At 71.4% G+C, this 13,942-nt stretch carries 10 protein-coding genes and 1 pseudogene; 5 read left to right on the forward strand and 6 right to left on the reverse strand.

Translation table 11 applies throughout. The features are described from left to right. Window positions 1–8: 8 nt before the first annotated feature. From ACIQRL_RS04200 to leuA, 6 genes and pseudogenes are all read right to left on the reverse strand, one after another. Window positions 9–1,226 carry an exo-alpha-sialidase gene (locus ACIQRL_RS04200; protein ID WP_401326754.1) on the reverse strand — a complete coding sequence of 406 codons (1,218 nt, stop codon included), beginning with the start codon at window positions 1,224–1,226 and terminating at the stop codon, window positions 9–11. 213 nt (window positions 1,227–1,439) lie between these two features. After that, window positions 1,440–2,117 carry a response regulator gene (locus ACIQRL_RS04205; protein WP_401326757.1) on the reverse strand — a complete coding sequence of 226 codons (678 nt, stop codon included), beginning with the start codon at window positions 2,115–2,117 and terminating at the stop codon, window positions 1,440–1,442. Window positions 2,118–2,356: 239 nt separating this feature from the next. Then, a pseudogene (locus ACIQRL_RS04210) lies at window positions 2,357–3,535 on the reverse strand (sensor histidine kinase); the annotation flags it as partial. A 96-nt stretch (window positions 3,536–3,631) separates the two neighbouring features. Next, entirely contained in the window at window positions 3,632–5,725 is a 2,094-nt protein-coding gene (locus tag ACIQRL_RS04215) for an MMPL family transporter (protein ID WP_401326760.1), read from the reverse strand. 165 nt (window positions 5,726–5,890) lie between these two features. Then, a complete protein-coding gene (locus tag ACIQRL_RS04220; RefSeq protein ID WP_401328081.1) occupies window positions 5,891–6,586 on the reverse strand; it encodes a TerB family tellurite resistance protein in 696 nt (231 codons plus the stop codon). A 185-nt stretch (window positions 6,587–6,771) separates the two neighbouring features. Next, window positions 6,772–8,514, reverse strand: coding sequence for a 2-isopropylmalate synthase (leuA, locus tag ACIQRL_RS04225; RefSeq protein ID WP_401326763.1), 1,743 nt, complete (start codon window positions 8,512–8,514; stop codon window positions 6,772–6,774). 320 nt (window positions 8,515–8,834) lie between these two features. On the opposite strand from leuA, the gene ACIQRL_RS04230 reads away from it, so the two are divergent. The 5 genes from ACIQRL_RS04230 (at window position 8,835) to ACIQRL_RS04250 (ending at window position 13,717) form a co-directional block, all read left to right on the forward strand. Then, entirely contained in the window at window positions 8,835–9,905 is a 1,071-nt protein-coding gene (locus ACIQRL_RS04230; RefSeq protein WP_401326766.1) for a M4 family metallopeptidase, read from the forward strand. 89 nt (window positions 9,906–9,994) lie between these two features. Then, a complete protein-coding gene (locus tag ACIQRL_RS04235) occupies window positions 9,995–10,261 on the forward strand; it encodes a protealysin inhibitor emfourin (RefSeq protein ID WP_401326769.1) in 267 nt (88 codons plus the stop codon). A 113-nt stretch (window positions 10,262–10,374) separates the two neighbouring features. Then, a complete protein-coding gene (locus ACIQRL_RS04240; RefSeq protein ID WP_401326772.1) occupies window positions 10,375–11,691 on the forward strand; it encodes a GH1 family beta-glucosidase in 1,317 nt (438 codons plus the stop codon). Further along, window positions 11,688–12,953 carry an MFS transporter gene (locus ACIQRL_RS04245; RefSeq protein ID WP_401326775.1) on the forward strand — a complete coding sequence of 422 codons (1,266 nt, stop codon included), beginning with the start codon at window positions 11,688–11,690 and terminating at the stop codon, window positions 12,951–12,953. The genes ACIQRL_RS04240 and ACIQRL_RS04245 overlap by 4 nt, the downstream gene beginning before the upstream one ends. Before the next feature lie 287 nt (window positions 12,954–13,240). Then, a complete protein-coding gene (locus ACIQRL_RS04250) occupies window positions 13,241–13,717 on the forward strand; it encodes a hypothetical protein (RefSeq protein ID WP_401326778.1) in 477 nt (158 codons plus the stop codon). Window positions 13,718–13,942: the final 225 nt, after the last annotated feature.

The following is a 13,942-nucleotide window of genomic DNA, read 5'->3' on the forward strand; positions in this document are numbered from 1 at the left end:
CCCGCCGCCTACCCGAGCAGGCCGCTGAGCGGCAGCCGCCGGAACTCGATGGACTCGTACGGTCCCGTGACCCCGGTCTCGTAGAGGATGCCGACCCGGGAGGCGCCGAGCTGGACGAGGTCCGAGTAGGCGGCCCGCTGCGTGGACAGGGTGGTCGCCTTCTCGAAGGTCGCGCCACCGGTCGTGCTGCGCCAGACGGCCATGGACTGGCGGACGGTGGGGACGGAGGGGCCGGAGAAGAGGAGCGGGGCGAAGCGGCCGGCCAGTTGGAGGACGCTGCCCTGGACGACGGGGACGTCGTCCAGGGTGGGCTGGACGGCGAAGGGGCGGTCCAGGGTCTCGCCGCCGTCGCTGGAATAGGAGTCGAGGCGGTTGCCCGGACTCGTTCCGTTCTGGTCGCGCGAGGTGAAGTAGAGCCGCCCGTCGGGGAGTTCGGCCACCGAGCTCTCATTGGCGTTGTCGGCCCCGTCGTACGAGTCGTCGACGAAGCCGAGCCGCCAGGTGAGCCCGCCGTCGTCGCTGTAGAGCGCGTGCGCCCCGTAGTACTTGGGCTCCTGGCCGGTGTCGGTGGACCCGGCGGGCGGGGCGGCGGAGTGGTTGGCGGGCACGACCAGACGCCCGGCGTGCGGCCCGTGGCGCAGCGCGATCGCGTGGCCGGGGCCGGTGGCGTACCAGCGCCAGTCCGGCAGCTTCGTCTGCGCCGTGATGTCCCGCGGGCGGGAGAAGTGCCGCCCGTCGTCCCGGCTGGTCTGGACGAAGACGCGCCTGCTCTGTTCCGCCGTGACCTCGCCCCGCATGATCTGCGCCTCGGTCACCGCGCCGCTGTTGTAGGACGTGAGCAGGACGATCCGGCCGGTCCTGGGGTCCACCACCGGCGCCGGGTTGCCGCGGGTGTCGCCGCCGCCGGACGCGACGACCGTGAGCGGGCTCCAGGTGCAGCCGCCGTCGGACGACCGTCTGAGGACCACGTCGATGTTCCCGGTGTCACCGGCACCGCTGTGCCGCCCCTCGGCGAAGGCGAGCAGCGTGCCGGCCCGGGTCATGACGGTCGCTGGGATGCGGTACGTGTCGTAGCCCTCCTGGCCCGCGGTGTACGGGACGGAGGAGGCGCAGCCGCGGCCGGCCAGGGGCGCGGCCGAGGCGGGGCCGGTGACGGCGAGGGTGGTGAGGCTGGTGAGGAGTCCGGCGGTGGCTGCGAACGCGAGCATGCGGCTCATGCTGGTCATGGCACTCCCTGGACTGCGTCGACTGCGTCGGGCCTGGAACATGGAACGTGGGACGTGGGATGTCCTGGTGAACCTAGTGTTCCCCGAGTGCCACACCAATACCCGTGCTTGCACGGCACGGTGATGCGACGTCAGTTCTCCCTGACGAGACGTCAGGCGGGTCGGGACGCGTGAGCGGGTCAGGCAGGCCAGGAGGGCAAGACGGATACCGGGTCAGGCCCGGCCCACGTCCCCCGGAGTCACCAGGCCCGACTCGTACGCCACGATGACGAGCTGGGTCCGGTCGCGGGCGCCGAGTTTGCCCATGATGCGGCTGACATGGGTCTTCGCGGTGAGCGGGCTGAGCCCCAACGCCGCCGCGATCTCGGTGTTGTTGAGGCCGCGCGCGACCAGGGTGAGCACCTCGCGCTCCCGCTCGGAGAGCCCCTCGGGGCCACCCGCCGTGAGCGCGGGAACCGAGGGGGCGCGCAGGAAGCGGGCGACCAGACGGGCCGTGGGGCCCGGCGAGAGCAGCGCGTCCCCGGCGGCCACCGTGCGGATCGCGTCGAGGAGTTCGGCGGGCCGGGTGTCCTTCACCAGGAAGCCGGAGGCACCCGCGCGCAGCGCTTCCACGATGTGCTCGTCGGTGTCGTACGTGGTGAGCACGAGCACCCTGACACCGGCCAGGCTCTCGTCGGCCGCGATGAGCCGGGTCGCCTCGATGCCGTCCAGGTCGGGCATGCGGATGTCCATCACGATCAGGTCGGCCCGCTCACTGCGCGCCAGCTCGACGGCCTCCCGCCCGGTGGCCGCCTGCCCGACCACCTCCATGTCCCGAGCCGACTCCACGAGCATGGCGAACGCGGCCCGTACGAGGTTCTGGTCATCGGCGAGGACCACACGGATGGTCATCGGAGCTCGCCCCTTCCGGGCTCGGGCACAGCCCCGGAAGGGAGTCCGGGACGGCGTACGTCATAGGCGTCCCGGCCGGGACCGGGGTCCTGTACGGGACGGGACTCACGTACGGCTTCGGACTCCCGTACGGGATCGGGCTCGCGTACAGGACCGGACTCGCGTACGGGACCGGAGGCGCCCGGTGCTTCGAGCCGGTCCGCGCTGTCCGCCGCCCTCCGCTGCTCCGGCAGCGTCGTGCCCACGGGCAGTACCGCCATCACCGCGAATCCGCCGCCTTCCCGTGTCCCGGTCTCCACCGTGCCGCCCACGCTACGAGCCCGTTCCCGCATCCCCACCAGGCCGAAGCCTGGCGGGCCGCCCGCGTCGCCGATGCCGTCGTCCGTGACCGTCACGCGCAGCGCCCAGCCGTCCGTGCTCAGGTCCACCCGGACGCTCACCCCGGGACCCGCGTGCCGTACGGCGTTGGTCAGCGCCTCCTGGACGATGCGATAGGCGGCGGCGCCCACGGCGGAGGGGACGCCGTCCACCCGTGGCGCGGCCGACGTCTCCACCCTGGCGCCCGCCGAACGGGCCGCCGCGACCAGATCGGGTACCCCGTCGAGGCCGGGCAGCGGCCCCCGCCCGTCGCTGCCGCCGTGCTCGGAGTCGCGCAGCACCTCCAGCGTGGACCGCAGTTCGCCGCGCGCGTTCCGGCAGGTCTCGGAGATGTCGTCGAGGGCTTTGGCGACGGCCTTGCGGTCGAGGCGGTCGGGGTCGGCGGCCAGCACGTGCGCGGCGACGGAGGTCTGCACGCCGATCAGGGTGATGCTGTGGGCGAGCAGATCGTGCAGGTCCCGGGCGATGCGCAGACGTTCCTCGGCGACCCTGCGGCGGGCCTCCTCCTCACGGGTTCGTTCGGCGCGCTCGGCACGTTCGACGACCGAGGCGAAGTACTGCTTGTGCACCCGGGCGCACACGCCGAGAACGATGAACGCGACGATCCAGCCGGTGACGCGCAGCGCCTGGGTGCCCTCGGCGGTTCCCTGACCGAACTTGACCGCGAGCATGATCCCGATGACCCCGCTGCCGATGACCAGGGAGCGCAGCGGGCGCCCGGTGGCGGCGACGGTGAACAGCGCGGTCATCGAGACGAGCAGCGGCGCGTTGTGGTTGAAGTCGAGTGCGTGGTACGGGCCGACGCAGGCGACGAGCGCGAGGAACGCGGCGAGCGGAGCGCGTCGCCGCCAGATCACCGGGATGTGCGCGGCGATCAGCAGGCTCCAGCCGAGCGCGTCCGGTCGCCGGCCGTCGGCGTGCACGGTGAGGGCCACGGTGATGTCGAGGATCAGCAGCACGCCGGCGAGCAGCGCGTCCTGGCGCAGGATCCGCGCCGGGCCTGCGTTCACCCGGGGTCCGAAGCCGGTGAGGTGCAGCATGCGTTTGACGTCCACCGCTTCATCCTCCGTGAGGGGCGCCCCTCACGAAGAAGGGGCGCCCGATGTCCGTTGTCCGCGCAGGGGCTGCCGGGCCGCTCAGCCTACGGCGACGGGCTCCTGCTTCCCCGCCGTCTCGTTGTCCGGCTCGCCCGAGAGGGGGCCCGGCCACCACATCTTGCGTCCCAGTGCCACGCTCGCGCTGGTCACCAGGTACGTACGGACGAGGAAGGTGTCGAGCAGCACACCGACCGAGATGACGAAACCGAGCTCGACGAGCTGGAGGAGCCCCATGTTGGTGAGCACCGCGAAGGTGGCCGCGAGGACGAGGCCGGCCGAGGCGATCACGCCTCCCGTGGTGCGCAGCGCGGTGAGCGCGGCGGCGGCGGGCTCGGCGCCGGAGAGGGATTCCTCCCGCATCCGGTGCATGAGGAAGATCCCGTAGTCGACGCCGAGAGCGACCAGGAACACGAAGGACAACAGGCCGAGGCCGGGATCGGTCCCCTCGAACCCGAGCAGCGGGCCGAAGACCAGGCCGCCGATGCCGAGCGCCGCTCCCCACACCGCGATGACGGCGGCGACGAGCAGCAGCGGGGCGACGAGGGAGCGCAGCAGCAGGACCAGGATCAGCAGCACCGAGACGAGCACGATCGGTACGACGACGAGCCGGTCCCGGGCATCGGTGTCCTGGAGGTCGATCTGCTGGGCGCTGGGGCCACCGACGTACGATCCGCCGAGGTCGGCCCGCAGGGCCTTGATCGTGGCGGTCTCGGCCGCCGACTGGGGAGCGCCGCGCGCGATGACGGAGATCTCCGTCCAGCCCCCGCCGCTGCGTCCGCGCTCGGCGCTCGCGACACCGGCGTGGCCGCGTACCCACGCCAGCGTCGTGTCCGCCCGCCCGGTGGGGGTGATCACGGTGATCGGCTGGGTGCCCCGCCCCGGGTAGGCGCGGGCGAGTGTCTCCATCGCGGCGACGGAGTCGGGCCGGTGGGCGAAGGAGTCCTGCTGCTTCAGCGGGCCGGGCAGGTTCAGCGTGCCGAGGGCGAGCGCCCCGAGCAGGACGGCTCCGCTCGCGAGCACGACGAGCGGCCGGCGTCCGGCGGAGGACCCCATCGCGGCGAACAGGCTCCGCCGCCGCTTGGGCTCCGTGCCGTAGGCGGGGACGAGCGGCCAGAACACCCGCCGCCCGAGCAGGACGAGCACGGCGGGCAGCAGGGTCAGCATGGCGACGAGGGCGCAGAGCACGCCGACGGTGCCGGTCGGGCCCATGCCCCGGCTGCTGTTGAGGTCGGCGGCGAGCAGGCAGAGCAGTCCGGCGGCGACGGTGCCGGAGGAGGCGAGCACGGCGGGCCCGCAGCCGCGCAGGGCCTCCTTCATGGCGTCGTAGGGCCGTTCCACGCGCCGCAGTTCCTCGCGGTAGCGGGAGATGATCAGCAGGGCGTAGTCGGTGCCGGCGCCGAAGACGAGGATCGTCATCACGCCCGAGCTCTGGCCGGAGACGCTGGTGCCGAACGCCTGGTGGAGTCCGTAGGCGACGCCCATCGACAGATAGTCGGCGACGCCCGCGACGGCGAGCGGCACGAGCCACAGCAGCGGACTGCGGTAGATGAGGATCAGCAGGATCGCCACGACGGCGACCGTGGTGTAGAGCAGCGGTCCGCCGAGCGAGTTGTAGACCTCGGCGGCGTCGGTGGCCAGTGCGCCGGGGCCGCCGACGACGACGCTCATGCCGTCCGTTCCCCGGGCGACCTCGCGAACACCGTCCACGAACGCGTCGCGCTTCTTCTCGTCGGTGCCGGGTGCGTTGCTGGCGACCGCGTACATCAGGGTGCTGCCGTCGGGGGACGGCACGGCCTCGGGGGTGGCGGTGAGCGGGTTCGCCCGGGTGATCGCGGCGACCTGGCGGGCCGCCGTGTCCCGGTCGGCGGGACGGAGCCCCCCGTCGCGGTGGTAGACGAGCACCAGCTCGGTCGCCTCCCCGCCGGGCAGCCGGTCCTCGATCTTCGCGACCCGCGTGGAGTCCGCGCTCGACGGCAGATAGTCGACGGCACGGTCGTGCTGCACGTCCGACAGCTTCGCCGCGAACGGCCCGACGGCGGCCAGCACGGCCACCCACAGCCCGAGCAGCAGCCACGGCACGGCCGCCCGCCGCCGTGGTCCTGTGCTCGTCTTTCCGGCCTTCTCGGGCCCCATGGCGGGGTCCTCCCCTTCTCGCGGAATGTCTGGACAGGCTCCAGACTCCCGGCGCGGCGGACGGGATACGTCGCACGGAAGGGCGAGTTCACGGGTACTGCGAGGGGTGGCGCGGGGACCGGACTACTCCCTGGGGAGTACCGGCGGGGGCGGGGCGAAGAGGTCCTACGACGGTGTCCGTGCCGTGGCCAGGAGGCGGGTCACGTCGTCCGAGCAGATCGTCAGGGCCGCGCCCACCGTGGCGAGGACGTCCCGTTCGGCGGGGGTGTACGGGCCGTCGGCCAGAGCGATGCGGGCGCCCTGGAGGAGGATCGCCTCGCGGCCCGTCGGGGCGAGGTGCGGGGCCAGCGGGTCCAGGGCCTCGTGGAGCTCTATGGCCAGGCTCGCTCCACACGGTTCGCCGAAGAAGCGACCCGTGTCGGCGGCGAGTGCCTCGACGAGGGCGCCGAGCTGGTCCTCCGTGCAGTCGTCGAAGCCGGCCGAGCGGACGGCCGCGGCGGCGGTCTCCAGGGACGCGCGGGCGCAGCCGCCGCCCGCCGCGAGGACCGCGAGGGCGACGGTGTGGACGGCGTCGCGGAGCATCGCGGAGAAGCGGGTGGTGGTGGGGTGGTCGAGGACGTCGGCGCCGTAGTGGTGCCGGCAGGCGGCGCATTCGACGACGGGCCCCGTCTCGCCGCGCGGGAGCACGGGAACACCCAGAAGAGTGAAGCGGCGTCGGCCCGTGAGCCGCTGATAGTTGCGGTCGCCGCCGCAGCCGGGGCAGAAGAACTCCCCGTCACCGACGGTACTCCACGCGGTACGGGTGCCCAGGATGCGGGGAACCTGAACTGCACGACCGTTTCGTCCCCATCCTGGCAGCACGTCGCACACCTCCGTCATGCCACGGCAACATCGCCGTGCTGGCGTGATGTTAGCCACATTGTCGAGGTGTAGTCAGTACCTAGGACGAGACCTGCTCGTGACCTGCACATGGAATGGCCGGGACACGACACGGCCCCGCCCGCCTGAAAAGGCGGACGGGGCCGGAAAGAACCAGGTGAACGAGGTCAGCGGGCCGCGCGGTTGACGGCGGAGACGACGGCCTTCAGCGAGGCACGTGTCGTATTCGCGTCGATGCCGATTCCCCACAGGACCTTGTCGCCGACCGCGCACTCGATGTACGAGGCGGCCTGCGCGGAGGCGCCCTCGCTCATCGTGTGCTCCTGGTAGTCGAGCAGGCGCACGTCGACGCCGATGGACTGCAGGGCGTCGAAGAAGGCGGAGATCGGACCGTTGCCGGTGCCGCTCAGGACGGTGTCCGCGCCGTCGACCGTGGCCTCGACGGTCAGGGTGTCCACGCCGTCCTTGTCCGTGGTGGACTGGCCGGTCCTGACCTGGATACGGCCCCACGCGTTGCCGGGGTTGGGCAGGTACTCGTCCTGGAAGGTCGCCCAGATGTCCTTCGGCGTGACCTCGCCGCCCTCGGCGTCCGTCTTCGCCTGGATGATCTTCGAGAACTCGATCTGCATCCGGCGCGGCAGGTCCAGCTTGTGGTCGTTCTTCAGGACGTACGCGATACCGCCCTTGCCCGACTGCGAGTTGACGCGGATGACGGCCTCGTAGGAGCGGCCGACGTCCTTCGGGTCGATGGGCAGGTACGGGACGGCCCACTCGATGTCGTCGACGGTGACGCCCTTGGCGGCCGCGTCGGCCTCCATCGCGTCGAAGCCCTTCTTGATGGCGTCCTGGTGGGAGCCGGAGAAGGACGTGTAGACCAGGTCGCCCACGTACGGGTGGCGCGCGTGGACCTCCATCTGGTTGCAGTACTCCCACGTACGGCGGATCTCGTCGATGTCGGAGAAGTCGATCTGCGGGTCGACGCCCTGCGAGAACAGGTTCATGCCCAGGGTGACCAGGTCGACGTTGCCGGTGCGCTCGCCCTGGCCGAACAGGCAGCCCTCGACGCGGTCGGCGCCGGCCATCAGCGCCAGCTCGGCGGCGGCGACGGCCGTACCGCGGTCGTTGTGGGGGTGGATCGACAGGCAGACGTACTCGCGGCGGGACAGGTGGCGGCCCATCCACTCGAAGCGGTCCGCGTGCGTGGAGGGGGTCGAACGCTCCACCGTGGCGGGCAGGTTGAGGATGATCTCGCGGCCCGGACCGGGCAGCCAGACGTCCATGACCGCCTCGCAGACCTCCAGGGCGAAGTCCAGCTCGGTGTCGGTGAAGATCTCGGGGCTGTACTGGTACCCGAACTCGGTCTCGGGGCCCAGCAGTTTCTCCGCGTACTCGACGACCAGACGGGTGCCGTCGACGGCGATCTGCTTGATGTCGTCCTTGGAGCCGCGGAAGACGACCCGGCGGAAGACCGGGGCGGTGGCGTTGTACAGGTGCACGTTGGCGCGCTTGGCGCCCTTCAGCGACTCGACGGTCCGCTCGATCAGGTCCTCGCGGGCCTGGGTCAGTACGGAGATCGTGACGTCGTCCGGGATCGCGGTCTCGTCCTCGATGATCGAGCGGACGAAGTCGAAGTCCGTCTGGCCCGACGCCGGGAAGCCGACCTCGATCTCCTTGTAGCCCAGCTTCACCAGCAGGTCGAACATCTCGCGCTTGCGCGCGGGCGACATGGGGTCGATCAGGGCCTGGTTTCCGTCGCGCAGGTCCGTGGAGAGCCAGCGGGGGGCGACGGTGATCCGGTTGTTCGGCCAGTCGCGGTCGGGGATGTCGACCTGCTCGTACTGCCCGTACTTGCGGACCGGCATCGACGTGGGACGCTGACGGTTCGAGCGCGTGTGCTGGCTGTTCGCCATGATGCGTGGGCTCCTCAGGATGTCCGGAAGGACGGCCGACGGCGCAACGCCAGACTCCGCGGGGAGGGGGTCGGCCTCGACTACAGGCCCTCGCCGCGGCAGCTAAGGAGAAGCAGCCCGAAACGCATGATGCTCCGCAGCCTAGCGGAGCCTCGCTCCGTACGGAGGGCTGTATCAGTATGCGGGATCGCATCCCCCAAAAGGTACAAAAAGTGCGCCATACCACTTCGGGGCGGAATCCCAGGCTCCTTATCTCCGCATTTCACCAATCATGGTTGCACGTAGTGACATACACATCACTCAGTGCAAGGGTGCCGGGCATGACGACCAACGGGGGCTTCGAGCCCGTTCACTGCACCATCGTGCCGCCCCACGTCCTCGACAAGCTCGCCCAGCACGAGGACCCGGCGCTCTCCGGTCCCGCCCGCCAGACGCTGGAGCGCGACGCGTACGAGCGCACCCACCGGCGGCTGACCACCGTCCTCGGCGCACCGGCCGTGCCCGCGCCCGCGGGGGCCGACGAGCGCACACCGCACCGCACGATCTACGACGCCCGCCACCGCCAGGACCTCCCCGGCAGGAAGGTCCGCGGCGAGGGCGACAAGCCGGGCAAGGACGCCACGGTCAACCGCGCCTACGCCGGTCTCGGCGCGACCTTCGACCTCTACCTGAACGCCTACCACCGCACCTCGATCAACGGCGAGGGCCTGCCGCTCGACGCCACCGTGCACTTCGACACGAACTACAACAACGCCTTCTGGAACGGCGAGCAGATGGTGTTCGGGGACGGTGACGGCGAGATCTTCCTCGACTTCACCATCCCGGTCGACGTCATCGGCCACGAGCTGACCCACGGCGTCACCCAGTACACGGCGAACCTCACCTACTTCGGCCAGCCGGGCGCCCTGAACGAGTCCATGTCGGACGTCTTCGGCTCGCTGATCAAGCAGTACACGCTGGGCCAGACCGCCGCCGAGGCCGACTGGCTGATCGGCGCGGGACTGCTCGCGCCGCGGATCACCGGCACCGCCCTGCGCTCCATGAAGGCACCGGGCACCGCGTACGACGACCACGCGCTCGGCAAGGACCCGCAGCCCGGGACGATGGACGGCTACGTCAGCACCGGCCGCGACAACGGTGGCGTCCACATCAACTCCGGCATCCCCAACCACGCCTTCTACCTCGTCGCCACGGCCCTCGGCGGCCACGCGTGGGAGCGGGCCGGACAGATCTGGTACGACGTCCTCACCGGCGGGGAACTGCCCCAGCAGGCCCTCTTCTCGGACTTCGCGCGGCTCACGCTCGCCGCGGCGCGGACCCGGTACAACGACGGGGAGGAACTGCTGGCCGTGACGAAGGCCTGGGAACAGGTCGGAGTCCCGTCCGCGTAGCCCCGCACCAGCGTCCCGGGACCCCTGCGTCCCGGACCCGTAGCCCGAAAGCCTGGCCCCGGGCGCCCGACTCGTACTAGACAGGACCCATGCGTATCGAAGTGCGGCGCACGGGCGGATTCGCGGGTATCGAGCGCAGTGCCGAGGTGGACACCTCGGCACTGCCGGACGCCCCCGAGTGGCAGGCCCTGGCCGAGCGGGCGCTCGCCGCCGGCCAGGACACGCCCCCGGCCGGCGTCCCGGACGGCTTCGGCTACCGGATCACCGTGGACGGGAGGACGGTCTACGCCGCCGACCCCGCCCTGACGGAGGAGCAGCGCGAGCTGATCTCACGGGTGCTGAAGGAGGGCGCCTGAGGGGAACGCCGAAGGGGGGAAGCCCGACGGTCGCCGCAGGGGGCCGCCGGGGACCGCGGGCACCGGACCGTGGGTTCACGCCGAACCGTTGACTTCCGTTACCGCCGGTACGGATGATCGCGCGCATGGCGACGAAACCCCTCCCGCAGTTCCCGTCCGGCTTCCTCTGGGGCGTGTCCACCTCGGCCCACCAGATCGAGGGGGCCGTGGACGAACGCGCCCCCTCGGTGTGGGACGCCTTCAGCGCCGGGCCCGGACACATCAAGGACGGCTCCACGGCGGCGGTGGCCTGCGACCACTTCCACCGCTACCCCGAGGACGTGGCACTCCTCGCCGGCCTCGGCGTGGACGCGTACCGCTTCTCCATCTCCTGGCCCCGGGTGAACTCCCCCGGGGGCCTCGACTTCTACGACCGGCTGGTCGACGCCCTGTGCGCCGCCGGCATACGGCCCGTGCCGACCCTCTTCCACTGGGACCTGCCGGCGGAGCTGGACTGGCTGGACAGGGACACCGCCGAGCGGTTCGCCGAGTACACCTCGGTCGTCGCCGAACGCCTCGGCGACCGCGTCAAGAAGTGGATCACTCTCAACGAGCCCGCCGAGCACACCCTGCTGGGCCACGCGCTCGGCGCGCACGCGCCCGGCAAGCAGCTCCTGTTCGACGCGCTGCCGGTGGCCCACCACCAGCTCCTCGCCCACGGTCTCGCCGTACGGGCCCTGCGCGCGGCCGGCGCCGGCGACATCGGGATCGCCAACTCGCACGGCCCGACCTGGGCGGCCTCGGACCGTACCGAGGACGTGGAGGCTGCCGACTTCTACGACCTGCTGCTCAACCGCCTCTTCGCCGATCCCGTCCTGCTCGGCCGGTACCCCGAAGGCATCGGTGAGTTGATGCCCGGCGACGTCGAGGCGGACCTGAAAATCATCGGCGAGCCGGTCGACTGGTACGGGATCAACTACTACCAGCCGACGAAGGTGGGCGCCCCCGAGGGTGCGGAGATCGAGTTCAGCGGACTCACGCTGCCCGCCGAACTGCCTTTCACCGTCAAGGAACTGGAGGGCTACCCGGTGACCGACTTCGGCTGGCCGGTGGTGCCCGAGGGGCTCACCGAGCTGCTGGTCGGCTTCCGCGAGCGCTACGGCGACCGGCTCCCGCCCGTCGTCATCACCGAGAACGGCTGCAGTTACGAAGGCATCGACGACCAGGAGCGGATCGCCTTCCTGGACGGTCATGTCCGGGCGCTGCACCGGGCGTTGGAGCAGGGTGTCGACGTACGCGGCTATTTCGTCTGGTCGTTGATGGACAACTTCGAGTGGGCGGAGGGGTACGCGCGCCGCTTCGGTCTCGTGCACGTCGACTTCGACACCCTTGAGCGGACCCCGAAGGCCTCATACACCTGGCTGCGGGACGCCCTGCGGGCGCAGAGATGACCGCGGCCGACCACCCGGTCATACCCGTGGCCGCCCTCGCCGAGCCCGTCGAACGGGTCGGCCGGGGCTGGACCTCCGCGCTCTCGCTCGCCAACGGGGCGATCTGGGTGGGCTGGTACGGCCCGCTGCAGATCCTCCTCGCCTCCCAGGCGGAGGACTTCGCGCCCGGCAGCGGCATGTCCAAAGAGGCGATGCTGGCCTGGGTGACGGGTGCGGGGGCGGTCGTCTCGCTGGTCGCCAACCCGCTGTTCGGCGCGCTGTCCGACCGGACGACCGCGCGCCGGGGCCGCCGTACGCCGTGGATCGTGGCCGGAGCGGCCGGCGGGGCGCTGTCCCTGCTGCTCCTCGCGGGCGCGGGCGGCGTGTGGACGATGGCGGCGGGCTGGTGCCTGGTCCAGCTCACCCTGAACGCCGCGTTCGCCGCGGTCACCGCCGCCGTCCCCGACCGGGTGCCGCGGCTCCAGCGCGGCAGCGTGGGCGGCTGGCTGGGCGCGGCCCAGATCCTCGGCGTGGTCGGCGGCACCGGACTCGCGACGGTGGCCGGGGGCACCGGCGGCGGGTACGCGGCGTGCGCGGTGTTCACCCTGGTCGGCGTCCTGCCCTACGTCCTCCGGTACCCGGACCTGCGTCTGCCGGTGGAGGCCCGCCCGCCCTGGTCCGGGCGCACGTTCCTCGCCTCCTTCAGGCTGAGCCCGCGCGAGCACCCCGACCTGGCGTGGGCCTGGCTGACCCGCTTCCTGATCAACCTCAGCAACGCCCTGGTACTGCTCTACCTGCTCTATTACCTGCGGGACCGGCTGCACTACGGCGACCCCGAGCAGGGTGTTCTGGTCCTGACTGCGGTGAACGGCGTCACCCTGCTCGCCACCGTCGTGGTGGGCGGGGTGTGGTCGGACCGGCTCGGACGCCGCAAGCCGTTCGTGATCTGGTCCGGTGTCCTGATGGCGGTGGCCACGGCGGTACTGGCCGGCTGGCAGACCTGGCCCGGGGCGATCGCCGCCGCGGCCGTCCTCGGCATCGGCTTCGGCGTCTTCACCTCCGTCGACTTCGCCCTGATGACCGACGTCCTGCCGAAGGCCCTCGACCGCGGCAAGGACCTCGGCGTCATCAACATCGCCAACGCCCTCCCCCAGGTCGCGGCCCCCGTACTGGCGGCCCCGATCGTGACGTACCTGGGCGGCTACCGGGTCCTCTACCTGGTCGCGGCGGCGATCGGGCTCGCGGGGGCGGTGCTGGTGGGGCGGATCAAGGGGGTGGACTGAGCGGACCCGGGTCCAAGTTCGGCCACTTTCCCCAACCGTTGAAGGAAAGGGGTCGCTTCCCTTGCAATCGTGAGGCACCCGCGCCTCAATGGAACCGCACATTCCGACGGACCGTCAGAAACGCCTCCGCACGGCGTCCCGCACCCCACGCGCGGACGGTCCGCGTACACGTCTCCCCGCACCCTCACCGAGCACAGAGGTGAGAAGCCCGTGTGCCCGGACCAGGGCGGACGGTCCCGTCCCGACCATCCCCACATGGCAATTCCCCCACAAGGGAAGGGATTTCGATGAGAGGCAAGCGACTCGGAACCGTCGCGGCGTTAGCCGCCGGCACCCTCGCCGTGACCGGTCTGGCCTTCGCGCCGACCGCCGCGGCTGTCACTCCCCAGACGGCCACCATCAACGCGACCTGCACCCTCGGTGGCGGCGGTGCGGCCACCCTCACGGCCACACAGGACGGCACGGCCGCGACCATCACCCTCAGCTCCACCACCATCACGTCCCCGCTCCCCCTCGCCGCGAACTCGGTCACCTCCACACTGACCCTGGTGAACGCGAACGGCGGGACCACCGCCTTCAGCGGCAAGAAGAACCCCGCGATCGCCGCGGGCGGCGGAGTCTCGGTGGGCCCCCTCGACGGCACCGTCGCCTCCGGCGACAGCCTGGAGACCTACGGCGGCTCCCTGAAGATGGTCGTGTTCGGCATCACCATCACCTGCACGGCGGACGCGCCGCAGTCCCCGGGCCCGTTCGTCTTCGACTGACCCACCGCGCCATGACGTGACAAGGGCCGGTGCCGCCCGCGCGCAGCGGCACCGGCTCCCCCGCAACCGCCCTGCGGGCGGCTCGGGTTGGCGACGGAGCAGGCAACCGGGCCGTCAAATGGATCGACGACCGGCTCGATGACCATGACAGAAACTGATGGCCCATCAGTCAGTGTGCCGGGACTCCATTGACTTCTCACACGACCGGCACATCAATGGCCCCCT

It is taken from the genome of Streptomyces sp. NPDC091209 (assembly GCF_044757755.1).
Lineage (GTDB): Bacteria > Actinomycetota > Actinomycetes > Streptomycetales > Streptomycetaceae > Streptomyces.

Coding starts and splice junctions, on each gene's coding strand:
- ACIQRL_RS04200 (WP_401326754.1), bottom strand. CDS start 1,226: ATGACCAGCATGAGCCGCATGCTCGCGTTCGCAGCCACCGCCGGACTC.
- ACIQRL_RS04205 (WP_401326757.1), bottom strand. CDS start 2,117: ATGACCATCCGTGTGGTCCTCGCCGATGACCAGAACCTCGTACGGGCC.
- ACIQRL_RS04215 (WP_401326760.1), bottom strand. CDS start 5,725: ATGGGGCCCGAGAAGGCCGGAAAGACGAGCACAGGACCACGGCGGCGG.
- leuA (WP_401326763.1), bottom strand. CDS start 8,514: ATGGCGAACAGCCAGCACACGCGCTCGAACCGTCAGCGTCCCACGTCG.
- ACIQRL_RS04230 (WP_401326766.1), top strand. CDS start 8,835: ATGACGACCAACGGGGGCTTCGAGCCCGTTCACTGCACCATCGTGCCG.
- ACIQRL_RS04235 (WP_401326769.1), top strand. CDS start 9,995: ATGCGTATCGAAGTGCGGCGCACGGGCGGATTCGCGGGTATCGAGCGC.
- ACIQRL_RS04240 (WP_401326772.1), top strand. CDS start 10,375: ATGATCGCGCGCATGGCGACGAAACCCCTCCCGCAGTTCCCGTCCGGC.
- ACIQRL_RS04245 (WP_401326775.1), top strand. CDS start 11,688: ATGACCGCGGCCGACCACCCGGTCATACCCGTGGCCGCCCTCGCCGAG.
- ACIQRL_RS04250 (WP_401326778.1), top strand. CDS start 13,241: ATGAGAGGCAAGCGACTCGGAACCGTCGCGGCGTTAGCCGCCGGCACC.